The sequence below is a fragment of the Glycomyces sp. YM15 genome (genome assembly GCF_016918015.1).
GTDB lineage: Bacteria > Actinomycetota > Actinomycetes > Mycobacteriales > Micromonosporaceae > Glycomyces.
This window is the reverse complement of sequence record NZ_JAERMK010000001.1, coordinates 36277-60656: the sequence shown is the minus strand read 5'-3', so window position 1 is coordinate 60656 and position 24380 is coordinate 36277. Positions and strand designations below refer to the sequence as shown.

18 protein-coding genes and 1 tRNA gene are annotated in these 24380 nt (G+C 69.2%); 13 read left to right on the top strand and 6 right to left on the bottom strand.

Annotated features, from left to right (window positions below):
- Nucleotides 1-19 precede the first annotated feature (19 nt).
- Nucleotides 20-1051 carry an NAD-dependent epimerase/dehydratase family protein gene (locus JHY01_RS00270; RefSeq protein ID WP_205323591.1) on the top strand — a complete coding sequence of 344 codons (1032 nt, stop codon included), beginning with the start codon at nt 20-22 and terminating at the stop codon, nt 1049-1051.
- Between the two features lie 55 nt (nt 1052-1106).
- Here the strand turns inward: JHY01_RS00270 and JHY01_RS00265 are convergent, their stop codons facing one another.
- Nucleotides 1107-1598, bottom strand: coding sequence for a hypothetical protein (locus JHY01_RS00265; RefSeq protein WP_205323590.1), 492 nt, complete (start codon nt 1596-1598; stop codon nt 1107-1109).
- A gap of 447 nt (nt 1599-2045) precedes the next feature.
- On the opposite strand from JHY01_RS00265, the gene JHY01_RS00260 reads away from it, so the two are divergent.
- Complete coding sequence (locus JHY01_RS00260; RefSeq protein WP_205323589.1) at nt 2046-2363, top strand: IPT/TIG domain-containing protein; 318 nt, start codon at nt 2046-2048, stop codon at nt 2361-2363.
- A 317-nt stretch (nt 2364-2680) separates the two neighbouring features.
- Here JHY01_RS00260 and JHY01_RS00255 read toward each other — a convergent pair.
- A tRNA-Leu gene (locus tag JHY01_RS00255) sits at nt 2681-2754 on the bottom strand.
- Nucleotides 2755-3044: 290 nt separating this feature from the next.
- Here JHY01_RS00255 and JHY01_RS00250 point away from each other — a divergent pair.
- From JHY01_RS00250 to coaE, 4 genes are all read left to right on the top strand, one after another.
- A complete protein-coding gene (locus JHY01_RS00250; RefSeq protein WP_091038394.1) occupies nt 3045-3662 on the top strand; it encodes an ANTAR domain-containing response regulator in 618 nt (205 codons plus the stop codon).
- A 119-nt stretch (nt 3663-3781) separates the two neighbouring features.
- Nucleotides 3782-6481 carry a DNA polymerase I gene (gene polA / locus JHY01_RS00245; RefSeq protein ID WP_307814091.1) on the top strand — a complete coding sequence of 900 codons (2700 nt, stop codon included), beginning with the start codon at nt 3782-3784 and terminating at the stop codon, nt 6479-6481.
- 212 nt (nt 6482-6693) lie between these two features.
- Entirely contained in the window at nt 6694-8187 is a 1494-nt protein-coding gene (rpsA, locus tag JHY01_RS00240; protein ID WP_205323588.1) for a 30S ribosomal protein S1, read from the top strand.
- 72 nt (nt 8188-8259) lie between these two features.
- Entirely contained in the window at nt 8260-9450 is a 1191-nt protein-coding gene (coaE, locus tag JHY01_RS00235) for a dephospho-CoA kinase (protein WP_205323587.1), read from the top strand.
- Between the two features lie 60 nt (nt 9451-9510).
- Here coaE and JHY01_RS00230 read toward each other — a convergent pair whose 3' ends face one another.
- On the bottom strand, nt 9511-10878 hold the full coding sequence (locus tag JHY01_RS00230; RefSeq protein WP_205323586.1) for a hypothetical protein: 1368 nt from the start codon (nt 10876-10878) through the stop codon (nt 9511-9513).
- A gap of 127 nt (nt 10879-11005) precedes the next feature.
- On the opposite strand from JHY01_RS00230, the gene uvrB reads away from it, so the two are divergent.
- Nucleotides 11006-13066, top strand: coding sequence for an excinuclease ABC subunit UvrB (uvrB, locus tag JHY01_RS00225; RefSeq protein ID WP_307814088.1), 2061 nt, complete (start codon nt 11006-11008; stop codon nt 13064-13066).
- 78 nt (nt 13067-13144) lie between these two features.
- On the opposite strand, the gene JHY01_RS00220 is transcribed toward uvrB, so the two are convergent.
- Complete coding sequence (locus JHY01_RS00220) at nt 13145-13435, bottom strand: antibiotic biosynthesis monooxygenase (RefSeq protein WP_205323585.1); 291 nt, start codon at nt 13433-13435, stop codon at nt 13145-13147.
- Nucleotides 13436-13703: 268 nt separating this feature from the next.
- Here JHY01_RS00220 and JHY01_RS00215 point away from each other — a divergent pair, with 268 nt between their 5' ends.
- Nucleotides 13704-14771: a TerC/Alx family metal homeostasis membrane protein gene (locus JHY01_RS00215; protein WP_205323584.1), complete on the top strand. Its 1068-nt coding sequence runs from the start codon at nt 13704-13706 to the stop codon at nt 14769-14771.
- A 58-nt stretch (nt 14772-14829) separates the two neighbouring features.
- Here JHY01_RS00215 and JHY01_RS00210 read toward each other — a convergent pair whose 3' ends face one another.
- Entirely contained in the window at nt 14830-15774 is a 945-nt protein-coding gene (locus JHY01_RS00210; RefSeq protein WP_205323583.1) for an NlpC/P60 family protein, read from the bottom strand.
- Between the two features lie 430 nt (nt 15775-16204).
- Between JHY01_RS00210 and bioB the strand changes: the two genes are divergently transcribed.
- Together bioB and JHY01_RS00200 are read left to right on the top strand one after the other, a co-directional pair.
- On the top strand, nt 16205-17272 hold the full coding sequence (bioB, locus tag JHY01_RS00205) for a biotin synthase BioB (protein ID WP_205323582.1): 1068 nt from the start codon (nt 16205-16207) through the stop codon (nt 17270-17272).
- 135 nt (nt 17273-17407) lie between these two features.
- Entirely contained in the window at nt 17408-18667 is a 1260-nt protein-coding gene (locus tag JHY01_RS00200; protein WP_205323581.1) for an ABC transporter substrate-binding protein, read from the top strand.
- Nucleotide 18668: 1 nt separating this feature from the next.
- Here the strand turns inward: JHY01_RS00200 and JHY01_RS00195 are convergent, their stop codons facing one another.
- On the bottom strand, nt 18669-19733 hold the full coding sequence (locus JHY01_RS00195) for a LacI family DNA-binding transcriptional regulator (RefSeq protein WP_374199458.1): 1065 nt from the start codon (nt 19731-19733) through the stop codon (nt 18669-18671).
- Nucleotides 19734-19959: 226 nt separating this feature from the next.
- On the opposite strand from JHY01_RS00195, the gene JHY01_RS00190 reads away from it, so the two are divergent.
- Genes JHY01_RS00190 through JHY01_RS00180 form a run of 3 tightly spaced genes read left to right on the top strand, consistent with a single transcriptional unit; the run spans nt 19960 to nt 24380 of the window.
- Nucleotides 19960-22284, top strand: a complete 2325-nt coding sequence (locus tag JHY01_RS00190) for a glycoside hydrolase family 3 N-terminal domain-containing protein (RefSeq protein WP_205323579.1) — start codon at nt 19960-19962, stop codon at nt 22282-22284.
- A 55-nt stretch (nt 22285-22339) separates the two neighbouring features.
- On the top strand, nt 22340-23437 hold the full coding sequence (locus JHY01_RS00185) for a Gfo/Idh/MocA family protein (RefSeq protein ID WP_205323578.1): 1098 nt from the start codon (nt 22340-22342) through the stop codon (nt 23435-23437).
- Nucleotides 23438-23468: 31 nt separating this feature from the next.
- The gene (locus tag JHY01_RS00180; protein WP_205323577.1) at nt 23469-24380 is read left to right on the top strand and encodes a PmoA family protein; all 912 of its coding nucleotides are present in this window, start codon (nt 23469-23471) and stop codon (nt 24378-24380) included.

Here is a 24380-nt window from a genome sequence, read left to right as displayed (position 1 = left end):
CCCGAACGAAAGGCAGTTCATGCGCGTGCTCGTGACCGGCGGCGCCGGATTCATCGGCGGCCACATCGTCGACCGGCTCGTCGCCCGCGGCGATGAAGTGGTGATCCTCGACTCCCTCGCCGCCCATGAAGGGGTTCCGAAGGACCTGCCGTCCGCGGCGGAGTTGATCGTGGGCGACCTCGCCGACGAGACCGCGCTGCGGGACGCGGTCGAAGGCGTGGACGCGGTCTGCCACCAGGCCGCCCGCGTCGGCCTCGGCGTCGACTTCGACGACGTGGCCGCGTACGCGGCCGACAACGACCTGGGCACCGCGAACCTGCTGCGGGCCCTGTGGCGGCGGCGCTTCGACGGCCGCCTCGTGGTGGCCTCCTCCATGGTCGTCTACGGCGAGGGCCGCTACCGCTGCCCTTCCCACGGCGACGTGCGCGCCGAACCGAGGCGCCGCACCGACCTCGACGCCGGCCGCTTCGAACCGCGCTGCGGCCGTTGCGGTTCGGACCTCGCCTGGGCTCCGGTCCGCGAGGACGCCGCGCTCGATCCGCGTAACGTGTACGCCGCCACGAAGGTCCACACCGAGCATCTGTCGTTCCTCTACGGCCGCGAATCCGGAGCGACCGTGTGCGCCCTGCGCTACCACAACGTCTACGGCCCCCGGATGCCCCGCGACACGCCCTATGCGGGCGTCGCCAGCATCTTCCGCAGCGCCCTCGAAGCGGGCCGGGCCCCCCGCGTCTTCGAGGACGGCCGCCAGACCCGCGACTTCGTGCACGTCGCCGACGTCGCCCGCGCCAACCTGCTCGCCCTCGACTCGGACTGGACCGGTGCCGCCAACGTCGCCAGCGGCGAACCGCACACCGTCGCCGACATGGCCGATGCCCTCGCGGCCGGATTCGAGGGCGCCGCTGCCCCGGTCGTCACCGGCGAGTACCGGATGGGCGACGTCCGCCACGTCGTCGCCGCTCCCGACCTCGCCGCCGAGGCCCTCGGCTTCCGCGCCGAGACCGCCTTCGCCGAGGGCATGGCGGACTTCGCGAACGCGCCCCTGCGCTGAACGGGCACGCGAGAACCGCCGCCGACCTGCCGGTCGGCGGCGGCTTCGACTTGGTCTAGATCGCCTGCACGGTCTCGTAGTTGCCGTCGCCGTCGGCGTCCTCGGCGTACGTGTCGAGGAAGCCGTCGCCGTCGGTGTCGGCCTCCACGGTGTCAGTGAAGCCGTCGAGGTCGGTGTCGGTGGCGTACGTGTCGAGGTACGTGTCGCCGTCGCTGTCCACGAGGAGGGTCTCGGCGTACCCGTCGCCGTCCGCGTCGGTCGCGACCGTGTCGATCCAGCCGTCGCCGTCCATATCGGACTCGACGGTCTCGCTGTAGCCGTCCCCGTCGGTGTCGTAGGACACCGACTCGTTCACCCCGTCGCCGTCGACGTCGGTGTCCGCGACCGCTGAGTAGACGTCGTCCGAAGCGGTGTCGTCGGCGTACGCGTCCGCGGTGTACGAGTCGTCCGAGTACGACGTCGAGTCCTCAGTGGAAAACTCCTCGGTCGAGTCGGTTCCGTAACCGTCCGTGCCGTAGTCGTCTTCGACCGTGTCAAATTCGCTCATCGCTCGCCCTGCCTCAGGTGTGAGATGTGTTCGACGCTTTCGATGAGAACCATAGAACCCGTACGCGAGGCGCGCACTCCCCGGATCGTGCCACTGCTCCGATTACGGAGCGCCGCAATGCGATCGCAATATGAAACGGCACTCCATAAGGGGCGCCGCCCGAGGCATCGGCAGCCCGGGTGGGATTCGAACACGCGCTGCGGGGCCCGCATATGGAGCCTCGCCGGCGGGTTTGCGGGCAACGCGGGTCACCATCCACGTCGCCTCCGCCGGCGCATCGTAGTCGGAATGGATCGGTGCCGTCGGGCTTGGCCTGTGATGAGTGTGTCGCATTTCTGACAGCTCGACGATCGCGGATTCAGCCATGCACGCTTCCGTCTCCCGCAGAATCTGGTGTGAGCGACTTTCGGATCATCCGGAGTCAGGCATCGATCACGGGGGAACAAGATGACACAGGCACAGCAGCGGCCCGAACTCGACCGCGACCGCGACCTCGACACTCGGGCGCCGAGCATCGAGCAGGCGTCGCCGGAGTCCGGCAGGGAGGGCGACACCATCACCATCAGGGGCAGCCACCTGGTGTCGGTGGACAAGTGCACCTTCCAGGTCGGGCAGGATTCTCGCCGCGGCGAGGTTGTCCACCGCGGTGAGGACAACCAGGTGAAGGTGCGTGTCCCGCGGGGCCTGTCCGCCGGCGGCGGTCAGATCTCGGTGTCCAACGGCACTGGGGAGAGCAACCGGATCAAGTTCACCGTCCGGTCCTGACCACGGACGCAAACGGCCACTGCCGCCCAGGTTCAGTCGAGCCTGGGCGGCACCGTCACGCCCTTCTCCGCGCCGACCGGCGGCATGGTCGGCCCGGGAGCCTACCGGTGGATCGGAAGAAGACCAGGGAATACGCACTGTCCCCAAAGGACCGCCGGTTCATGGACGACGCCTGGATCCCGTCCGCGCCACGTCCACGGACGGCCGCACAGAGCGTCCAAAAGCGGCACAGCCCCGCACAAGAAGAAACCGCCGCTGACCGGTGTCTCACCTGGTTGGCGGCGGCTTTTCGGCGCTTGAGCCGGGTTTCCCCGAAGTAGCCCGGGTGGGATTCGAACCCACACTGTACGGGTTTTGAATCCGTCTTCTCTGCCAGTTGGAATACCGGGCCGAGCACCGGACAGTGCGCCGGAGCCGCTGCAAATGATACCCGGTCCGAGACCGGCGCCGGCCAGCCGGTCCCGGCCCGGAGCGGTTCCGGCGCAGCGGCCGAGGTCACCTCCGGCCGCCCGACCGCGAAGACCACGGCGGCGTTGCGCCGCTCACGTTTCGGTTCCATCGTCCGAAACGCTCGGCATAGGAACGTGCGGGCCCGAGAGGCTGCGGCTAAGCTAGCGTCCTGGTGTGCCTGAACCTTCGCACGCCCCCACGTCCATCCGCGCAGGAAAGGTACGGACCCGCATGACGAGCAAGGCCGCCGAGGAGCCGCGCAAGCGCGTGCTCATCGCCGAAGACGAGGGGCTCATTCGCCTCGACCTGGCCGAGATGCTCACCGAGGAGGGCTACGAGGTCGTGGCCGAGGCCGCCGACGGCGAAGCCGCCGTGCGCCTCGCCCAGGAGCACCAGCCCGACCTGGTCATCTGCGATATCCAGATGCCGATCATGGACGGCCTCCAGGCCGCGGAGAAGATCGTCTCCGCGCGCATCGCCCCGGTCGTGATCCTCACCGCCTTCAGCCAGCGCGATCTCATCAGCCGCGCCCAGTCCGCCGGCGCCATGGCCTACCTCGTGAAGCCCTTCCAGAAGTCGGACCTCGTCCCCGCGATCGAGCTCTCCCTCACCCGCTTCGCCGAGATGACCGCCCTCGAGAAGGAGGTCGCGAACCTCACCGAGCGCCTCGAGGTCCGCAAGCTCGTCGACCGCGCCAAGGGCCTGCTCATGACCCAGTACGGCATGCCCGAGCCCGACGCGTTCCGCTGGATCCAGCGCGCCGCGATGGACCACCGCCTCTCCATGCGCGCCGTCGCCGAGCGCGTCATCGCCGAGGCCGAGCAGAAGGAAGCCCAGGAAGCCGAATAGGCCCCGAACGCTGCTGCAGGCCCGCGTCGCATCATGCGACGCGGGCCTCACCGCTTCCCCGAGCCACGCCGCCACCCTCTTGTGCCGGACATGTCGGACCCACTCGCTAGGCTCGGGGCGTGACCGCTTCGCAATCGCGCCTGCTCCTGATCGACGGCCATTCGATGGCCTTCCGCGCGTTCTTCGCGCTGCCCGCCGAGAAGTTCGCCACCGACGACGGGCAAGTCACCAACGCCGTCTACGGCTTCGCCTCGATGCTCATCAACCTGCTCAAGGCCGAGGAGCCCACCCACGTCGCGGTCGCCTTCGACGTCTCCCGCAAGTCCTTCCGCACCGAGGAGTACCCCGCCTACAAGGACGGCCGCGGCGAGACCCCCGAGGAGTTCAAGGGCCAGATCCCGATCATCCAGGAGCTCCTGGACGCCTTCGGCATCAAATGGCTCACCAAGCAGAACTTCGAGGCCGACGACATCATCGCCACCCTCGCCGCCCGGAGCGAGGCGGCGGGCCTGTCGACCCTCATCTCCTCCGGCGACCGGGACGCCCTCCAACTCGTCAACGAGGCCACCACCCTGCTCTACCCGGTCAAGGGCGTCACCGAGCTCGCCCGCTACACACCTGACAAGGTCGAGGAGAAGTACGGCGTCACCCCCGACCGCTACCGCGACCTCGCCGCGCTCGTGGGGGAGAAGGCCGACAACCTCGCCGGCGTCCCCGGCGTCGGTCCCAAGACCGCCGCGAAGTGGATCGTCAAGTACGGCTCCCTCGACGGGCTGGTCGCCAAGGTCGACGAGATCACCGGCAAGGCCGGGCAGAGCCTGCGCGACCACCTCGACGACGTGCTGCGCAACCACCGCCTCAACAACCTCGTGCGCGACCTCGAACTCGAGCAGGGCATCGACGACCTCGAATGGGAGGGCTGGTCCGTCGCCGAGACCAACCGCCTGTTCGACGCCCTCCAGTTCCGCGCCCTCGGCGAGCGGCTCAACGCCAACCTCGCCGCCAAGGCCGTCGGCGCCGTCGCCGCTCCCGCCGCCGAGGTCGACCACATCGAGGCGGCCGCGCTCGTGCCCGGCGGGCTCGCCGCCTGGCTCGCCGCCCGCGAACGGGACGTCGCGATCGCCTACACCGGCACGTTCGCCTCCGGCTCGGGCTCGTTCGACTCGATCGCGCTGGCCGAAGGCGGCCAGGCGCTCTGGTTCGAGCCCTCGCAGCTCGACGCCGAGGACGAGGCGACCTGGGCGGCCTGGCTCGCCGATCCCGCGAAGGGGAAGGTCCTCAACGACGCGAAGTCGTTCCTGTGGGGCGCCGACGCCGCGGGCTGGCCCGAGGTCCAGGGCATCAGGGCCGACACGGTGATCGCCGCGTACCTCCTCAAGCCCGAGCAGCGCTCGTACGCGCTCGGCGACCTCGCGATGCAGTTCCTCGGCCGCGAGCTGGAGACCGCGGAGACGCCGGCCGACGACGGCGCGCTCGTGGGCCTCGACGCCGCCATGAACGACGGCGCCGCCCGGTTGCAGGCCGATTGCGCCGCCGCGGCGGTCATCGGCGACCTCGCCGCCGAGCAGACCACCCGACTGGCCGACCGGCACCAGGAGCGCCTCGCCGAGAACATGGAGTACCCCCTCGCGAGCGTCCTGGCGCGCATGGAGATCCTCGGGATCGCCGCGGATGAGGGCCACTTCGCGGACATCGAGGCCGGGTTCGCCATGCAGTCGAAGGAGGCCACCGAGCGCGCCCACGAGATCGTGGGCCGCCCCTTCAACGTCGGCTCCCCGAAGCAGCTCCAGGAGATCCTCTTCGAGGAGCTGAAGATGCCGAAGACCAAGCGCACCAAGACCGGTTACACCACGAACGCCGAAGCGCTGCATCAGCTCTACGCGAAGAACCCGCACCCGCTCCTGGAGCAGCTGCTGCGGTTCCGCGACGTGGAGAAGCTCAAGCAGATCGTCGCGACGCTGCGGGCGACGATCCAGACCGACGGGCGGATCCACACCACGTTCCACCAGACCGTGGCCGCCACCGGGCGTCTCTCGTCGGCCGACCCGAACCTGCAGAACATCCCGGTCCGCTCCGAGGCCGGCCGCAACATCCGCGCCGGGTTCGTGGTCTCCGAGGGCTTCGAGTCGCTCATGACCATCGACTACAGCCAGATCGAGATGCGGATCATGGCGAGTCTCACCGGCGACGAGGGCCTGATCGACGCGTTCGTCTCGGGCGAGGACATCCACAGCGCGGTCGCCGCGAAGGTCTTCGGGGTCGCGCCCGCGGCGGTCACGGCCGAGCACCGCCGCAAGATCAAGGCCATGTCCTACGGGCTCGCCTACGGGCTGTCCACGTACGGCCTGAGCCAGCAGCTCGCGGTCTCCACCGAGGAGGCCCAGCAGCTCTCCGACGAGTACTTCGCGCGCTTCGGGAAGGTCCGCGACTACCTGCACCGGGTGGTCGAGGAGGCCCGCAAGACCGGCTACACCGAGACGATCATGGGCCGCCGCCGCTATTTCCCGGACCTCACCTCCGACAACCGCCAGCGCCGCGAGATGGCCGAGCGGGCCGCGCTCAACGCCCCGATCCAGGGCAGCGCCGCCGACATCATGAAGACCGCGATGCTCGGCGTCGACCGCGAGCTGCGGGCCTCCGGGCTCGCCTCGCGGGTGGTGCTCCAGGTGCATGACGAATTGGTGTGCGAGGTTGCACCCGGTGAAGCGAAAGCGCTCGAAACGCTCGTCCGCGAGCAGATGTCGAACGCCGCCGAACTCGCGGTGCCGCTCACGGTGCAGGCCGGATTCGGCGAATCGTGGGAAGCCGCTGCCCACTAGCGGTGGCAGTCGACACGAGCCCCCGGCCCGGACTGGCGCGGCGTTATCGCACACGGTAATCTGGGATGGCCTGGGCATGTCCGCGTCCTCAGAATGGAGTAGGACGCGTTGCCAGCGGCAAGGGCGGCCCGGGAACGAACTGCGAGCATTCGCGTCTAGCGAGGGCGCGGGCGCGAGCCCACGATTCTTACGTATCCGGAGCACCAGCCCACATGACGAGCAGCATCGAGGCCACCTCGAGCAACGCTGAGAACAGCACGGTCGAAGAAGTCTTTTCCGACGAGGAACTCCTCGCGGCGATCGACGCGACCATCAAATACTTCAATGACGGCGATATCGTCGAAGGTACCGTCGTCAAGGTCGACCGGGATGAAGTCCTGCTCGACATCGGCTACAAGACCGAGGGCGTCATCCCCTCGCGCGAGTTGTCGATCAAGCACGACGTGGACCCCGAAGACGTCGTCTCTGTGGGCGATCACGTTGAGGCCCTCGTCCTCCAGAAGGAGGACAAGGAAGGCCGTCTGATCCTCTCGAAGAAGCGCGCCCAGTACGAGCGTGCGTGGGGCACCATCGAGAAGATCAAGGAAGAGGACGGCGTCGTTCGCGGCTCGGTCATCGAAGTGGTCAAGGGCGGTCTCATCCTCGACATCGGCCTGCGCGGCTTCCTGCCCGCGTCGCTGGTCGAGATGCGTCGTGTGCGCGACCTGCAGCCGTACGTCGGCCGCGAGCTCGAAGCCAAGATCATCGAACTCGACAAGAACCGCAACAACGTGGTCCTGTCGCGTCGCGCCTGGCTCGAGCAGACCCAGTCCGAGGTCCGCACCGAGTTCCTCCACCAGCTCGCGAAGGGCCAGGTCCGCAAGGGCACGGTCTCCTCGATCGTCAACTTCGGCGCGTTCGTCGACCTCGGCGGGGTCGACGGCCTGGTGCACGTCTCCGAGCTGTCCTGGAAGCACATCGACCACCCGTCCGAGGTCGTCGAGGTCGGTCAGCCGGTCGAGGTCGAGGTCCTCGAGGTGGACCTGGACCGCGAGCGCGTCTCCCTGTCGCTGAAGGCGACCCAGGAAGACCCGTGGCGCCAGTTCGCCCGCACCCACGCGATCGGACAGATCGTGCCGGGCAAGGTCACCAAGCTCGTCCCCTTCGGCGCGTTCGTCCGCGTCGAGGACGGCATCGAGGGCCTGGTGCACATCTCCGAGCTGGCCGAGCGCCACGTGGAGGTGCCCGAGCAGGTCGTCAAGGTCGGCTCCGACGCCATGGTCAAGGTCATCGACATCGACCTGGACCGCCGCCGGATCTCGCTCTCGCTCAAGCAGGCCAACGAGGCCTTCGTCGAGAACGAGGAGCAGTTCGACCCGACGCTGTACGGCATGGCCGCGCAGTACGACGACCAGGGCAACTACATCTACCCGGAGGGCTTCGACTCGGAGACCGGCGAGTGGATGGAAGGCTACGACGAGGCCCGCGAAGAGTGGGAGCGTCAGTACGCCGAGGCCCGCACCCGGTGGGAGGAGCACGGCAAGCAGATCGCCGAGCGCGTCATCACCGAGGCTCCCGCCAAGCCCGCCGAGGGCGAAGCGGCCCCCAAGGGCGAGAAGAAGGGCGGCAAGGCCCCTGAGAAGAAGTCGGCTCCGGCCGAGCCTCAGGGCACCCTGGCCACCGACGAGGCGCTCGCGGCTCTGCGCGAGAAGCTCGCCGGCAACTAGGTTCGTCGCTCGTTCAGCTGAAATACACTGCCCGTCCCAGGCTGTTCGCCTGGGGCGGGTAGTGTTTTATTTGTGCTTAGAGTCGCATTGACAGGTGGCATCGGAGCCGGTAAGAGCACGGTGGCAGCGAAGCTGTCAGAGCTTGGGGCCCGCGTCATCGACGCGGACGCCCTCTCCCGCGAGGTCGTAGCCCCGAACACCGAGGGGCTCGCCGCGGTGGTCTCCCGTTTCGGCCGCGAAGTGCTCGACACCGACGGTGCGCTGGACCGCGCCGAACTCGCGAAGATCGTCTTCAGTGATCCGCCCGCCCGGTCGGAGCTCGAGGCGATCGTGCATCCGCGCGTTCGGGCCCGCGCCCGTGAGCTCACCGATGCCATGCCCGAGGACGCGATCGTCGTCCAAGACATCCCGCTCCTGGCCGAAACCGGTCAGGCGCCAGGCTTCCATCTCAACATCGACGTGGAAGCGCCGCGAGAGCTCAGGCTCGAACGGCTCGCCGAGCGGGGCCTGCCCCGCGCCGACGCCATCCGCCGCATCGACGCCCAGGCCTCCGACGCGGAGCGCCGCGAGGTCTGCGACGTCGTCATCCACAACCGGGACGGCCGCGAGGACCTGGAGCGCCGCGTCGCGATGCTCTGGGAGGAGCGCATCGTGCCGTTCGCGGAGAACCTGCAGGCCGGCCGTGCCGAGCCGCGCCCCGAGAAACTCCAGTTCGTCGAGTCCGACCCGGCCTGGCCGCGGCGCTTCGAGCACTTGGCCGCGCGGCTGCGCCGCGTCCTCGGCCCCAGCGCGGTCCGCATCGACCATGTGGGCTCCACCGCGGTCGCGGGCCTGCCCGCGAAGGACGTCATCGACATCCAGGTCACGGTGGTCGCGCTGCCGGTCATCGACGCGTTCGCCGACGCCCTCGGCGACGCCGGGTTCTACGGCAGTGCGCTGCACGATGCGCCCAAGCCCGAGTTCCCGAACCCGAGGGTGTGGGAGAAGCGCTTCTACGGGTACGCCGATCCCGGCAACGTCGCCCAGATCCATTTCCGGCCGATCGACAGCCCCGGTCAGCGGTTCGCGCTGCTGTTCCGCGACTGGATGCGCGCCGACGCGGCCGCCCGGGCCGATTACGCCCAGGCCAAGGGCGTGCTCGCCGCGAAGGCCGACTCGACCTCGGAGTACGCCGAGGCCAAGGAGCCCTGGTTCGACCATGAAGGCTGGCCCCGCGCGAACCGCTGGGCCGCCGAGACCGGATGGCACGCTCCGGTCTGCTAGCGGAGGTGAGATGAGGAGGGGCCCGGCCGCGTGTGCCGAGCCCCTTCCGAACGTCCTGGGTCAGCCGATCTGCTCGGCCAGCTCCCAGGGGATCTCGACCATCGGGAAATCCTCATCGGACAGTTCGGCGCTCGCGACGCCGTAGTACGACATCATCTCGACCTCGCTGAGCCGATCGCCGCTGAGGTGGTAGCGGAACGCCGACTGGCCCGCGGCCGCCGCCGTGTCGCCCGCGACCGGGAACTCGACCACGTTCACCGCCGCGCCGTCGACCTCGTCGACCCGGAGCAGGAACGCCTGCTCCGCGACCGCGTCGGCATCGTCGGCCTCCTCCGAGGCCATCTCCAGGAGCCGGAAGACCAGCGTCTCGACCGCTCCGAAATGCTCTGCGGCGTCCTCGTCGGCGAGCGCGTGCGCCTCCCAGCCCTCGGTGGGCGGCGTCTCGGGCGGTTCGTCGCCCTCGGCGGCTAGGGTCGCGTAGCCCCCGGGCCTGGCCAGGAACAGCCGCTGCCCGCTCGCGTCCGTCAGGTGCAGGTACGCGGTCATGGTGCGCCAGTCGATCGACCCGCGGCCGGTGGTCAGTTGCCCGTCGCCGGTCGGCACGGTCAGGTCCACGGTGGCGGTGTCCTCCCAGTTGCCTTCGCGCACTTCGGCAATGGTCTCGGCCAGGTCCTCGTCGACGGCGGTCGGCGCGATCGCCGGGCCGCCCAGGAGGTCGGTGGCCTCGAGCCCGCTCGCGTCGAACTCGACGTCGCGCAGGAAGTCCACGGCCGAGAGGTTCGGCTCGCCCGTGTTCACCTGGAAGCGGCGCAGGTCGCCGTCCGCGTCGAGCGAGTACAGCGCTTCAGGGCTCGCCTCCTGCTCACCGGACTCGCCGGTGTCGGTCTCGACCATGATCGGCGCGCGGAAGGAGTCGACCGGCTCGCCGTCGATGACGCCTTCCTCCCTCCAGGTGGCCTGCTGGGCGAGTTCGGCGGGGTCGTCGGCTTCGGCGGCGGTCAGCGTGAACAGCGATGACGCGAGGATGTCGATGGTCGTCTCCAGAGGCGTCACCGCGCCGGAGAGCATCTGCCTGGTCGTCCAGCCGTCCTCGGGGACGCGCAGCTCGCCGAAGGCCGCCGCGTCGTCGGCGCGAGTGGCGATGAGGCCCGGGATGGCCTGCACGAGCCTGTGGGCGCCCTCGGCGTCGGGAACGCGCGCGTACAGCATCGGGACCTGCCAGTCGAGGTAGCCGTCGGCGGTCACCGTCTCGCCGTCCATCGGGACGCTGATGCGCACCGCGACCGGATCGGCGCCGTGGTTGCGCTCGCGCATCCCGGCCAGCAGGGCGGCCTCCTCCTCGTTCACGGGCCGTTCGGCGCTGGAGGCGCCCGGACCGCACGAGACGGCGAACCATCCGGCGACCGCGATCGCGACCATGATGGCCATGACCCACATCAGGGCCGATTTCCAGGGAGTTGCGGTAGTGGAGCTCACGCAGGGACCAACGAGCCGGACCGGGAAAAGTCACTAGTAGGGTGCGGCCTCTGTCGTACCCCGGCGCTACCGTTGGACCGTGGCATTCGACATTCCCCGCGCCGAAGGGCGCTTCGAGGTGGTCAGCGACTGGGAGCCGTCGGGCGACCAGCCGACGGCGATCGCCGACCTGACCGAACGCATCAACCGAGGCGAGCGCGACGTGGTCCTGCTCGGCGCGACCGGCACGGGCAAGTCGGCCACCTCCGCCTGGCTGATCGAGCAGCTCCAGCGGCCCGCGCTGGTGATGGTCCACAACAAGACCCTCGCGGCGCAGCTGGCGAAGGAGCTCCGCGAGCTCCTCCCGAACAACGCGGTCGAGTACTACGTCTCCTACTACGACTACTACCAGCCCGAGGCGTACGTCGCGCAGTCCGACACCTACATCGAGAAGGACGCGTCGATCAACGAGGAGGTCGAGCGGCTGCGCCACCGCGCCACCTACTCGCTGCTGACCCGCCGCGACGTGGTCGTCGTGGCCACCGTCTCGGCGATCTACGGCCTCGCGACCCCCGCCGAGTACCTCGAACAGGCCACCGAGGTCGCGATCGGCCAGCAGTGGGACCGCGACAAGCTGCTCCGCCGCCTCGTCGACGTCCAGTACAGCCGCAACGACATCGCCTTCACCCGCGGCACCTTCCGGGTGCGCGGCGACACGATCGAGATCATCCCGGCCTACGAGGAACTCGCGATCCGCATCGAGATGTTCGGCGACGAGATCGACCGTCTCTACTACCTCCACCCGCTCACCGGCGACGTGGTCCGCGAGGTCGACCGGGTGCTCATCTTCCCCGGCTCGCACTACGCCACCGGCAACGACCGCATGGCCCGGGCGATCCGCACCATCGAAGCCGAACTCGAGGAGCGCCTCGCGGAACTGGAGTCCCAGGGCAAGCTCCTGGAAGCCCAGCGCCTGCGGATGCGTACCGTGTTCGACCTCGAGAACATGAAGCAGATCGGCACCTGCAACGGCATCGAGAACTACTCGCGGCACATCGACGGACGCGAGGCCGGCACGCCGCCGCACACGCTGATCGACTACTTCCCGTCCGACTTCGTCACCATCCTCGACGAGTCGCACCAGACCGTCCCGCAGATCGGCGCGATGTACGAGGGCGACGCCTCGCGCAAGCGCAACCTGGTCGACTACGGCTTCCGGCTGCCGAGCGCGCAGGACAACCGGCCGCTGCGCTTCGACGAGTTCCGCGAGCGCGTGGGCCAGAGCGTGTACCTCTCGGCCACCCCGGGCAAATGGGAGCTCGAGCAGACGAACGGCCAGTTCGTCGAGCAGGTCATCCGCCCCACCGGCCTGGTCGACCCGCACGTGGAGGTCCGCCCCACCAAGGGCCAGATCGACGACCTCATGCACGAGATCAGCGAGCGCGCCAAGAAGAACGAGCGCGTGCTCGTCACCACCCTGACCAAGAAGATGGCCGAGGACCTCACCGACTACTTCATGGACAACGGCATTCGGGTCCGGTACCTGCACTCCGAGGTCGAGACGCTCCGCCGGGTCGAGCTGCTGGGGGAGCTGCGGCGCGGCGACTACGACGTGCTCGTCGGCATCAACCTCCTCCGCGAGGGCCTCGACCTGCCCGAGGTCTCGCTGGTGGCGATCCTCGACGCGGACAAGGAGGGGTTCCTGCGCTCGGGGACCTCGCTGATCCAGACGATCGGGCGCGCGGCCCGCAACGTCTCCGGCGCCGTGATCATGTACGCCGACAAGCTCACCGATTCGATGAAGTCCGCGCTCGACGAGACCGACCGGCGCCGCGAGAAGCAGATCGCCTACAACAAGGAGCACGGCATCGACCCGCAGCCGCTGCGCAAGCGCATCGGCGACATCATGGAGGACCTCTACGACTCGGCCGCCGAGACCGCGAAGCTGGTCGAGGACGACCCGTGGGCGACGCTTCCGAAGGGCAAGCGCGAGCAGGGCGCCGGGAAGGTCCGTTCGGAGATCCTCAAGCAACTCGACGAGCGCAATGAACAGATGCTCGCGGCCGCAAGGGAACTCAGGTTCGAGCTGGCTGCCGCCTACCGCGACGAGATCGCCGATCTCAAACGCGAACTCCGAGAGATCGACGAAGCCGGGGCATGAGACGACGAGAACGGCTCGCAGCCCGGGCTGCGAGCCGTTCCGCGAAGCTTCATCTAGCCGACGCCCTCGCGGTGCCGCCTATTCGACTCCATCGAAGTGCTCGACCAACGGAGGCTGTGCGAAGAACGGGCCGATGGCCTCGCGCCACTTCGGGAACCTGTCGGTCTCGCGGAAGCCCTCCTCGTGGGCCTGGACCGAGTCCCATTCGATGAGGAGCACGAAGCGGCTCGGCGTTTCGACGCCCTGCGTCATGCGCATCGAGCGCAGGCCGGGGGAGACCTTCACGAATTCACGGGCGGCGCGGTACGCCTCCTTGAAGGCGTCCTCCTGCCCCGGGGTGATCTTGATTTCAGCGACTTCGAGAACCATAAACGGAGCTTTCCACAGCTTCTGCCACATCGACACCACGCGGCGTAGTGTCGAGAGTGAAGTCACAAACCTGACAGGTGACAAGTCGGGTTCAGGCAGGCAGAATGGTCCCGTCTGTTCAGAATCAGGTATGTGGGGAGTATCCCGCAGCGCTCGTCGCTGTTAGCGTCGTCGTCAATGCACGGGACCGCGATCGGTCCCCGGTGGCGCTGGTCCGCGAGGACCGGGAGAGACCATGTGACCCTCCAAAGGCAAGGAAGGCAACACATTGGACCTCCCCGCGTGGGCATGGGCTCTCACGATGGTGGTGCTGGCGTCCGTGGTCGTACTCGACCTTGCGATGGCCATCCGCAACCCCCACAAACTCTCTACAAAAGAAGCGGCCTCCTGGGCCGGCGTGTACATCGGCGCCGCGCTGGTGTTCGGCATCATCATGTTCGCCACGCAAGGCGCGGCCTACGGCGGGCAGTTCTACGCCGGCTACCTGACCGAGCTGGCGCTCTCGGTCGACAACCTCTTCGTCTTCCTGCTCATTATCCAGGGCTTCCGGGTTCCGGCGGTGCTCCAGTCGCGGGTGCTGCTGGTCGGCATCGTCCTCTCGATCATCCTTCGCGGCGGCTTCATCGCGGTGGGCTCCGTGCTCATCGCGAAGTTCAGCTGGGTCTTCCTCATCTTCGGCGCGATTCTCATCTGGACCGCGATCGGGCAGCTGCGCGAGAACGCCCACGAAGGCGAAGGCGAAGAGGAGCATTACGAGAAGTCCCGCTTCATGAAGTTCGCCGAGTCGAAGATGCGCGTCAGCGCCGACTACCACGGCAGCAAGCTCTTCGCCCGCATCGACGGCGTCAAGTTCGTGACGCCGCTGCTGCTGGCGATGATCGCGATCGGCTCCACGGACATCCTGTTCGCGCTCGACTCGATCCCGGCGATCTTTGGCCTCACCCAGGAGCCGTACCTGGTCTTCACCGCCACGATCTTCGCGCTCATGGGCCTGCGTCAGCTGTACTTCCTGCTGGCCGCGATGCTCAAGTCGCTGAAGTACCTGCACCTGGGCCTGGCCGCGATCCTCGGCTGGATCGGCGTCAAGCTGGTCATGAACGGCCTCGCCGAGAACCAGCTGCCGTTCATCAACGGCGGCCACCACATCGAGTGGATGCCGCACATCCCGACCACGCTCTCGCTCGGGATCATCGCCGGCGTGCTGGTCGCGGTCGTGTTCGCCAACTGGATCCTGCTGCGCCGCCAGGGCAAGTCGTTCAAGGAGCTCTTCGCGGAGTCCGAGGCATCGATGGAGGCCGGCAGCGGCACCCCCGCCGTGGCCGTCGCCGAGAAGTAAGCACCGCAAGCGAAACGGCCCGCCCTCCCGGTTTCGGGAGGGCGGGCCGTCCGGCGTCTCAGGCCTGTACGGGCAGGCGGCGGCAGGCGGTGATGCCGGCCAGTTCGGAGTCCTTGAGCGATTCGACGACGACCTTGCCGTAGACCGAGGACGAGAAGATCACCTCGGGCAGGTCGGACTGGCCGCGTTCGGCCATGATCGCCGGGGTCTTCGGATCGCCGCCGTGCTCGAGGAACACGAGGTCGCCCGGGTGGAGGTTCTCGAACTCGACCGCCTCGCCGGACTCGATGAGCGCGTCGTTGAAGCGCGGCACGTCGATCCCCAATTGGCGGTAGACGATCCAGATCAGCCCGGGGGCGTCGATCCCGTAGGCGCTGACGCCGCCGTGGAGGTAGGGGATCTCCAGGAGCTGCTGGGCGAGCTTCACCGCATCGAGCCCGGCGGAGATGAGCCCGGTCGAGGGCGGCTCCGCCTTCGAGAGCACTGCGACGGGTTCGTTGGCGAGGTCCCGCTGGGGCACCCAGCCGGGCTGCCGCGGCCCCGGCAGGCTCACGGGGACCCAGCCGCGGTAGGCGGCCCCGACGACCCGCAGGCGGGTGCCGAGCGTGACGCCGGGGATGGCGACGTCGCCGCCGGGTTCGTCGCGCACCGCGGTCGCGGTGGCGCTCACGAAGTGCTCGACGCCGTCGGCGTCGCCCTCGGCGGGGTACACGAGCTGGTCGAGCGGGACCCAGCCGGTGGCCTCCTGCTGCTCGCAGGACACCTCGGCCCAGCCGTCGGCGATCTGTCGGACCTCGACGCGGGTGCCGAGGAGGCACTGGGTGCGCACGCGTCCTTTGAGGCCGTTGGCGCGGATGTCGTTGGTGAGCCGGGCGACCCATTCCCGGATCGCGGAGGGCACGCCCAAAGCGAGTCGGTCCTCCGGTCCCGGGGCCGACGGTTGGGCCCAGAGGGTCGCGACTGCGACGGCGATCAACGCCGGTTGTCCAGGTGCGATCGGCACGGTGTGGTTCTCTCCGATATTCTCGGGTGTGCAAAGTGTCGGTGCGGGGCAGTGGCTGAACCTACTTCCCCGCGCTGTCAGCACCGACCACCCATTTTGGCATCCACTCCGGCATCGCTGCCAGAGCTTCCCGGCTCGGACGACGTCAGACGCCGACTCCACGGGTGGGTTCCTGTTTCCTTCCCTCGCGGGCGTTGCACTCATCGCCGACTATTGCCGGTCCTATATGAGTTCCACAGGCTTGACGTCCCGCATACCCTGCGGTAGGGCCTTCTCGGCTTGGTTCTCGCCGTCGGCCGTGTTCCAATGTAGCACCTCTGTGTCGTCGCGTCGCAACAGGTCTGAGGCTGACCTTCGTCGGCGATTTCGCCCAATGGCCGTGAACCATGCGAAACGTCCTGCCCGTCCGCGCTGTGGCAAGATTTTTGCCATGACCGCAGTGCATGATGCCCTCAGCCGCCTGTCCGCCGCCGCCGACGCGGGGGAGGACCCGGCCGCCGCCGATCTCGAGGCGGTGCTGGCGAGCACTGATGCCGAGCTCATGGACGTGGTGGCCGCCGCCGCGAGACTTCGCTTCCGCCACTTCGGGAACACCGTCAAACTCAACTACCTGGTGAACCTCAAGAGCGGGCTGTGCCCCGAGGACTGCGGCTACTGCTCGCAGCGCCTCGGCTCGAAGGCGGACGTCCTCAAGTACACGTGGCTGAGCCCGGAGCAGGCCGCCGATCAGGCCGCGGCCGGGGTCGCGGGCGGCGCCTCGCGGGTGTGCCTGGTCGCGAGCGGGCGCGGTCCGACCGATATGGACGTCGAGCGGGTGGGCAAGACGATCGCCGCGGTGAAGAACGCCGCGCCGGGCGTCGAGGTGTGCGCGTGCCTGGGCCTGCTCAAGGACGGCCAGGCCGAGCGTCTCGCCGACCTCGGCGCGGACGCCTACAACCACAACCTCAACACCTCCGAGGACTCGTACGCCGAGATCTGCTCGACCCACACGTTCAACGACCGGGTCGACACCGTCAACGCCGCGCACGGCGCGGGCCTCTCGCCGTGCTCGGGACTCATCGCGGGCATGGGCGAGTCGGACGCCGACCTCGTCTCGGTCGCCTTGGGGCTCAGGGGTCTCGACGTGGACTCGATCCCCGTGAACTTCCTGCTGCCCTTCGACGGCACGCCGCTCGAGGGCACCTGGGAGCTCGACCCGCGCCGCTGCGTCCGCATTCTGGCGATGGTCCGCCTCGCGAACCCCGCCGCCGAGGTCCGCCTCGCGGCCGGACGCGAGGTCCACCTGCGGCACCTGCAGGCCGTGGCGCTGCAGATCGTGAACTCGATCTTCCTGGGCGACTACCTCACGAGCGAGGGCCAGGCCGCGAAGGACGACCTCGCCCTCATCGCGGACGCGGGCCTCGTGCCGCTCGGCCTCGAGGCGATGCCCGAAGCGGCGCGCGAAGCGGTGAAGCCCCGCAAGCGCGGCGCGGGCACCGACGTCGCCCCGAACGCCTAGGGTGAACGACCGACCGCAATCCTGACCGAACGCCGGACCCCGTAAATCGACAAAAGCGCATACGATTTCGCTTCACGTGTTACTTACTCACCAGTAAGTGACCCATCGGTAGCGAATACGTCAGAGGTCATCGTCATGCGTTCTCCCACAACGGTATCGGCAATCGCGGCATTGGCCGCGACGGCGTCCATGGCCCTCGTGGCCTGCACCGAGCCCGAGGAGGAGGCCACCCCGGGCGTCACCGCGGACACTGTGACGATCGGCACGCACCAGCCGCTGACCGGTCCCGCGGCGGCCGGGTACGCGGCGATCTCGGCGGCCACCTCGGCCTACTTCGAGTACGTCAACGCGGGCGGCGGCATCAACGGACGCACCATCGAGTACCTGGTCAAAGACGACTCCTATGACCCGACCGCCACGCAGACCGCGGTGACCGAGCTGGTCGCGCAGGACGACGTGCTCGCCATCGTCAACGGCCTCGGCACCCCCACGCACGCCTCGGTGCTCGACTACGTCGACGACGAAGGCGTCCCGGACCTGTTCATCTCGTCGGGCTCGCGGGAGTGGAACCAGCCGGGCATCTACCCCAACACCTTCGGCTTCAACGCCGAATACGTCACCGAGGGCGCCGCGCTCGCCCAGTACGCCGTCGACCAGCGGCCCGATGCCCGGATCTGTGTGCTCGGCCAGGACGACGACTACGGCGAGGGCATCCTCGAAGGCGTCGAGATCGTCATCGACAGCAACGAGGTCGCCCACGTCGAGACCTACCTGTCCTGGGACGAGGACCTGACCGACCAGATCGTCGCGCTCATGACCGCCGGCTGCGAAGTGAACATCCTCGGCACCATCAACGGCTTCACCGCCATGGCGATGGCCACGGCCGCACAACTCGACTGGTCGCCGGAGTGGTACGTCTCCTCCTCCGGCGCCGACTACCCGACCCTGCTCCAGTACCTCGGGGACGCCGGTCCGACCCTCCTCGAAGGCATGGTCAGCGTCAACTACCTGCCGTTCAACGCCGACAGCGAATGGAACGCGCTGTTCAGGCAGATCAACGACGAGTACAACGACGGCGCGCCCTTCACCGCCAACACCGTGTTCGGCATGAGCGTCGGCTACCTGTTCGCCGAGGCGCTCGCCGCCGCGGGCGAGGAGCCCACGCGCGAATCCCTCATCGCCGCCGTCGAATCGGGCGACCTGCTCGGGAACGGCATCGTGCCGCTGGCCTACAGCGAGGACAACCACGCCGGATACCAGACGGTCGGCATCGCCACGATCGACGACGGCGTCCAGGACTACGAGGGCACCACGTACCACCTGAACGTCGGCCAGGTGACGGAGGTCGAGGCCGCGCCGGTGCCGCTGGTGAACGCGGGCATCCCGCAGGGCTGAGCTAGCTCTCGAGCCGCGCGGTCGACTCGCGGACGACCAGCTCGGTGGCGAGTTCCAAACGGGGGGAGTCGATGTCGTTGCCCGCCGCCATCTCGAGCACCGTGCGGGCCGCGAGGGCGCCCATCTCGGCGAGCGGCTGGCGGACCGTGGTCAGGGGCGGGCTGGTCCAGCGCGATTCGGGGAGGTCGTCGAAGCCGATCACGCTCACGTGCTCGGGGATGCGCAGACCCGCCTGGCGGATCGCCTCGTAGGCGCCGAAGGCCATCTGGTCCGAGGACGCGAAGATCGCCGTGGGCGGCTCGGGCAGGCGCAGCAGCGCGGCGGCCGCGTCGAAACCGGACTGGTGGTAGAAGTCCCCGTCGTAGACCAGCGCCGGGTCGAAGGGCAGCCCTGCGGCGTCGAGGGCGGCGCGGTACCCGTCGAAGCGCGCCCGGGAGCACAGCACCTGCTTGGGGCCGTGGATGAAGCCGATACGGCTGTGGCCCAAGGAGATCAGGTGTTCGGTGGCGGCGAGGCCGCCCGCCCAGTTCGTGGCGCCGATCGCCGGCGCGTCCATCGTGGGGCCGCCCGAAGGGTCCAGCACGACCATGGGGACGCCGAGGTGGCGCAGCTGCTCCAGGATCGGGGACGCGAGCTGGGAGACCACCAGGATCACGCCGTCGGAGGCGCGGGTGCGGAGGTTGTCCAGCCACTGCTCGGTCGAGGCGCGGCGGCGGTGGACCGCCGAGACCACGGTGCCCACGCCCGCGGCGTGGGCCGCGTCCTCGACGCCGCGGATGATCTCCACGGCCCAGGGGCTGTCCAGCTCGTTGAAGACCAGGTCGACCAGGCGCGCGCGACTGGGCGCGCGGGTGGAGCGGCGGCGCTGGTATCCGCGCTCGTTCAGCAGTTCCTCGACGCGTTTGCGCGTCTCGGGGGCGACGTCCGAGCGGCCGTTGATGACGCGCGAGACCGTCGGCACGCTGACGCCGGCCTCGTCGGCGATGGCGCGGATCGTGATGCGCCCGTGTTCGTCTTCGCTCAAGGGTCCTCCTGGTCGTTCCTGCCCCAACCGTAGTGCCGACATCTTATAGCGGCACCTCTGGGCTCCCGGATTCCACCCGAAACTTTCGAGAAGTTTGCTCGAATAAGCGTCCTGGGCAAACGCATCCCAGGTCCAAATCAAGCCTAGAAGTAGCTCGTCATCAATGTTATGGTGTGCAAACCTGCATCGAAAACGATCAGAAAAGTTTCAGAAACTATCGGCCCGGAACCAGCGGTTCCAGTCTTCCGGGCCGCTTGAGTGGAGCAGCATGGACACCGACACCCCCGCGGACGCGGCCGAACGCGCCGCCGGTCTTGTCAAGCGGATGACGCTCGAAGAGAAATGCGCGCAGCTGTACAGCCTGTGGCGCGGCGTCGACGCGGACGCCGCCGACATGGCCCCGCACCAGAGCGAGCAGACCGGCGGGGTCTCCGAGGACGAGGCCATCGCGCACGGGTTGGGCCAGCTGACCCGCCCCTTCGGATCGGCTCCCGTTCCGGCCGCCGAGGGCGCCGCCAACCTCGCCGCCCTCCAGCAGCGCATCCGAGCCTCCAGCCGCTTCGGCATCGCGGCCCTGGCCCACGAGGAATGCCTCACCGGCTTCATGGCCCACGGCGCCACCATCTTCCCGACCGCGCTGGCCTGGGGCGCCACCTTCGACCCCGAGCTCATCGGCGCGATGGCGCAGCAGATCGGCGTCACCATGCGCAGTGTCGGCGTCCATCAGGGCCTCGCCCCCGTGCTCGACGTCGTCGCCGACTCGCGCTGGGGCAGGACCGAGGAGACCATGGGCGAGGACCCGTACCTCACGGGCACCCTCGCCACCGCATACGTCTCCGGCCTGCAGGACTCCGGGATCATCGCCACACTGAAGCACTTCGCCGGGTACTCCGCCTCGCACGCGGCGCGCAACTTCGGTCCGGTCTACATGGGCCCCAGGCAGTTCGCGGAGACCTACCTGACCCCGTTCGAGATGGCCGTGCGCATCGGCCGCGCCGGCTCCGTGATGCCCTCCTACGCCGCGAACGACGGCGTCGCCTCCCACGCCAACCCCGAACTCCTGCAAGGCGTCCTGCGCGACGAGTGGGGCTTCGACGGCACCGTCGTCTCCGACTACTTCGGCGTCAACTTCCTCAACTCCCTCCACAGCGTCGCCGCCGACCGCACGGACGCCGCCGTGCTCGGGCTCGCGGGCGGCGTGGACGTCGAACTGCCGAGCGTCGACTGCTACGGCGAGCCCCTCCAGGCCGCCGTCGCCGCCGGGCGCATCGACGAAGGCGTGATCGACCGCGCCGTCGAACGCGTGCTCACCCAGAAGATCGACCTCGGCCTGCTCGACGAGCTCCCCGAGCCCGCCGCGGCGATCGACCTCGACCCGCCCCACGCCCGCGCGCTGGCCGCCGAGGTGGCCCGCAAGTCGATCGTGCTCCTGGCGAACGACGGCACGCTGCCGCTGCGGGCAGCGCCCGGGCGGATCGCCCTCGTCGGACCCGTCGCGGACGACAAGGCCGTCATGCTCGGCTGCTACGCCTTCCCCAACCACCACGGCCGCAACGACGCCGCGTCGATCGACTCCGACGACCCGTACCCGCACGTCGACATGGGCGTCTCGATCGCCACCGTCGTCGAGCGGCTCGCCGCGGACCTCCCGGGCGCGGTCATCGAGCACCTCGCCGCGGGCTCCGTCCTCGACGCCACCGACGCCGACATCGCCGCGGCCGCGAACGCCGCCGCAGCGGCCGACCTCGCGATCGTCGCGGTCGGCGACCGCTCCGGGCTCTTCGGTCGCGGCACCTCCGGCGAAGGCTGCGACGCGCCGACCCACGCGCTGCCGGGACGCCAGGCCGAACTGGTCGAAGCGGTGCTCGACTCGGGCACGCCCACGGTGCTCGTGGTGATCTCCGGGCGCCCGTACGCGCTCGGCACGGCTCCGGAACGGGCCGCCGCGATCGTGCAGGCGTTCCTTCCGGGCCAGGAGGGCGCGGGCGCGATCAGCGCGGTGCTGACCGGTGCGGCCGAGCCCGAAGGACGCCTGCCCGCGGGCGTCCCGGCGCGTCCCGACTCGCCGCCCGCCACCTACCTCGCCCCCGAACTCGCCCGGCGCTCCTCGGTCTCCTCGGTGGACCCCACCGCCCAGTACGTCTTCGGCCACGGCCTCTCCTACACCGAGTTCGAATGGGGCGCAGTCGAACTCATCTCCGGCGCGGAGGTCGGTCCCGACGGGGTCGTCGAACTCGCGGCGCGCGTGCGCAACACCGGCGCGCGCCACGGCACCGAGGTCGTGCAGCTCTACCTCCACGACCCGGTCGCCTCCGTCGTCCGCCCCGTGCAGCGCCTGGTCGGGTTCGCGCGGCTCGAACTGGCTCCCGGCAAGGCCAGTGAGGCCCGCTTCGCGATGCCCCTCGACCTGGCGGCGTTCGTGGGCGTCGACGGCGAGTGGGTCGTCGAGGCCGGGACGCTCGAACTGCGCGTCGCGCGATCGGCCGCGGACACTGTGGCCACGCTGAACGTCGAGGTGACCGGCGCCCGTCGGCTGGAACCGGGCACCCGCGCCCTGGCGACCGAGGTCACCGTCGCAACCGTTGTCAGCTAGTATTGACCCCGATGCTGGAAAGCGTTTACAGACCCTCGTGACAAAGGAGTCCACTGTGTCCTCCCCCTACCGTCTCGCCGTGGTCGGCACCGGCGGCATCGCCCACCTGCACGCCGAACAGCTGCGCGATCACTGCCAGGGCCGGATCGAGCTGGTCGCGGCCGTCGACCCCGACACCGACCGCCTCGACGCGTTCAAGGAGAAGTTCGGCGTCGAGCACGGCTACGCCTCGATCGAAGCGCTCCTCGCCGCGGAGACCCTCGACCTGGTCGACCTGTGCACCCCGCCCGTGGCCCACGCGCCCGGCGCCATCGCCGCCCTCGAAGCCGGGGTCGGCGTCATCTGCGAGAAGCCCCCGGCCCTCAGTCTCGCCGAGTTCGACCGGATCGCGGCCGCCGCGGCCGTGTCGAAGGGCGACTTCGCGCTCATCTCCCAGCATCGCTTCGGCTCCGGCGCCGACCGCGTGCGCGACATGACGGCCTCGGGCGTCCTCGGCCGCCTCGCCGTCGCCAAATGCGACACCCTCTGGTACCGCCCCGAGGAGTACTTCGCGGTCGAATGGCGCGGGCGCTGGGAGACCGAGGGCGGCGGCCCCACCATGGGCCACGGCATCCACCAGATCGACACGCTCCTGTCCATGGTCGGACCCTGGTCCGAAGTGGTCGCCACCGCGCACCGCCACCGCCGCATCACCAACACCGAGGACGTCTCGCACGCGATCGTCACCCTCGAATCCGGTGCGTCCGTGGTCATCACGAACTCGCTGCTCTCCCCGCGCGAGGTCTCGCAGATCCGGCTCGACTTCGACAACGCCACCGTCGAACTCGACCACCTCTACGGCTACGGCGACGACAACTGGAGCGTGCACCCGATCGCCGCCGCCGCCGAGGAGGTGCACCGCGCCTGGGCGGGCGAGCCGCGAGGCAAGTCCTCGGGCCACTACGCCCAGTTCCTGCGCATCGCCGACGCCCTCGACGGCAAGACCGCCCCGCCGGTCACCATCGAGGACTCCCGCCGCACTCTGGAGCTGCTCGCGGCGATCTACGCCTCCGCCTTCACCGGCAAGCGCGTCCGCGCCGGCGAGATCGACCCGACCTCGCCCTTCTACCAGCGCATGGACGGCACCGGCGCCCCCTGGCCCGACCGCAAGTGACGACCCACCGGAAAGACTGGAGAGAACACCGATGACGCTGAACCTCGCCGACGACGGCACCGCCCTCTCGATCACCAAGGGCGACTTGCAGATCCTGCGCTACGTCTACCGGCCCGACAACGACCAGTTCGAGTCCCCCCGGCCCTACTTCGAGCCGCTCCGCGACCTCGCCGGGAATCAGGTGAGCCTCTACCGCCCGCACGACCACGTGTGGCACAAGGGCATCGCGCTCTCGCTGCCGAACGCCGGCCCCGAGAACTTCTGGGGCGGGCGCACCTTCCGACGCGGCAAGGGATACGTGGACGAGAAGAACGACGGCTCGATGGTCCACCAGGAGTTCACCGAGCTGTCCTCCGACGAGAACGGCGTGAAAGCCGTCGAGCGGCTCGACTGGATCACCGAGGACGGCCGCCACTTCTTCTCCGAGACGCGACGCTTCGCCGTCACCGTCATCTCGGACGACAAGTGGGTGCTCTCCTTCTCCACCGCGTTCACCAACGACACGCAGGACACGGTCGTGATGGGCAGCCCCACCACCGAGGGCCGCGAGAACGCCGGCTACGGCGGATTCTTCTGGCGCGGACCGCGCTCCTTCACCGAGGGCACCGTCTACACCGCCGAAGGCGAAGGCGGCGACGAGAAGATGGGCGAGCGCGGCGACTGGCTCGCCTTCCGTGGCAAGCACGACTCCACCGACGCCGTCTCCACCCTGGTCTTCACCGACCACGCGGAGAACCCCGGAGCGCCCGTCAAGTGGTTCGTGCGCAGCACCCCGTTCGCCGCGGTCTGCCCCGCGCCGTTCTTCGACACCGAACTGCCGATGGCCCCCGGAGACACCGTGACGCTGCGCCACGCCGTCGCGATCTGCAACGGCGACACCGGGATCGACGGCGCCGCCAAGACCGCCGACCTCGCCGCCGCCGAACTGGCCAGGCTGGGGTAG

Coding starts and splice junctions, on each gene's coding strand:
- JHY01_RS00200 (WP_205323581.1), top strand. CDS start 17,408: ATGCGTTCTCCCACAACGGTATCGGCAATCGCGGCATTGGCCGCGACG.
- JHY01_RS00220 (WP_205323585.1), bottom strand. CDS start 13,435: ATGGTTCTCGAAGTCGCTGAAATCAAGATCACCCCGGGGCAGGAGGAC.
- JHY01_RS00180 (WP_205323577.1), top strand. CDS start 23,469: ATGACGCTGAACCTCGCCGACGACGGCACCGCCCTCTCGATCACCAAG.
- JHY01_RS00195 (WP_374199458.1), bottom strand. CDS start 19,733: ATGTCGGCACTACGGTTGGGGCAGGAACGACCAGGAGGACCCTTGAGC.
- JHY01_RS00230 (WP_205323586.1), bottom strand. CDS start 10,878: ATGGCCATCATGGTCGCGATCGCGGTCGCCGGATGGTTCGCCGTCTCG.
- JHY01_RS00260 (WP_205323589.1), top strand. CDS start 2,046: ATGACACAGGCACAGCAGCGGCCCGAACTCGACCGCGACCGCGACCTC.
- JHY01_RS00270 (WP_205323591.1), top strand. CDS start 20: ATGCGCGTGCTCGTGACCGGCGGCGCCGGATTCATCGGCGGCCACATC.
- bioB (WP_205323582.1), top strand. CDS start 16,205: ATGACCGCAGTGCATGATGCCCTCAGCCGCCTGTCCGCCGCCGCCGAC.
- JHY01_RS00250 (WP_091038394.1), top strand. CDS start 3,045: ATGACGAGCAAGGCCGCCGAGGAGCCGCGCAAGCGCGTGCTCATCGCC.
- JHY01_RS00190 (WP_205323579.1), top strand. CDS start 19,960: ATGGACACCGACACCCCCGCGGACGCGGCCGAACGCGCCGCCGGTCTT.
- rpsA (WP_205323588.1), top strand. CDS start 6,694: ATGACGAGCAGCATCGAGGCCACCTCGAGCAACGCTGAGAACAGCACG.
- JHY01_RS00265 (WP_205323590.1), bottom strand. CDS start 1,598: ATGAGCGAATTTGACACGGTCGAAGACGACTACGGCACGGACGGTTAC.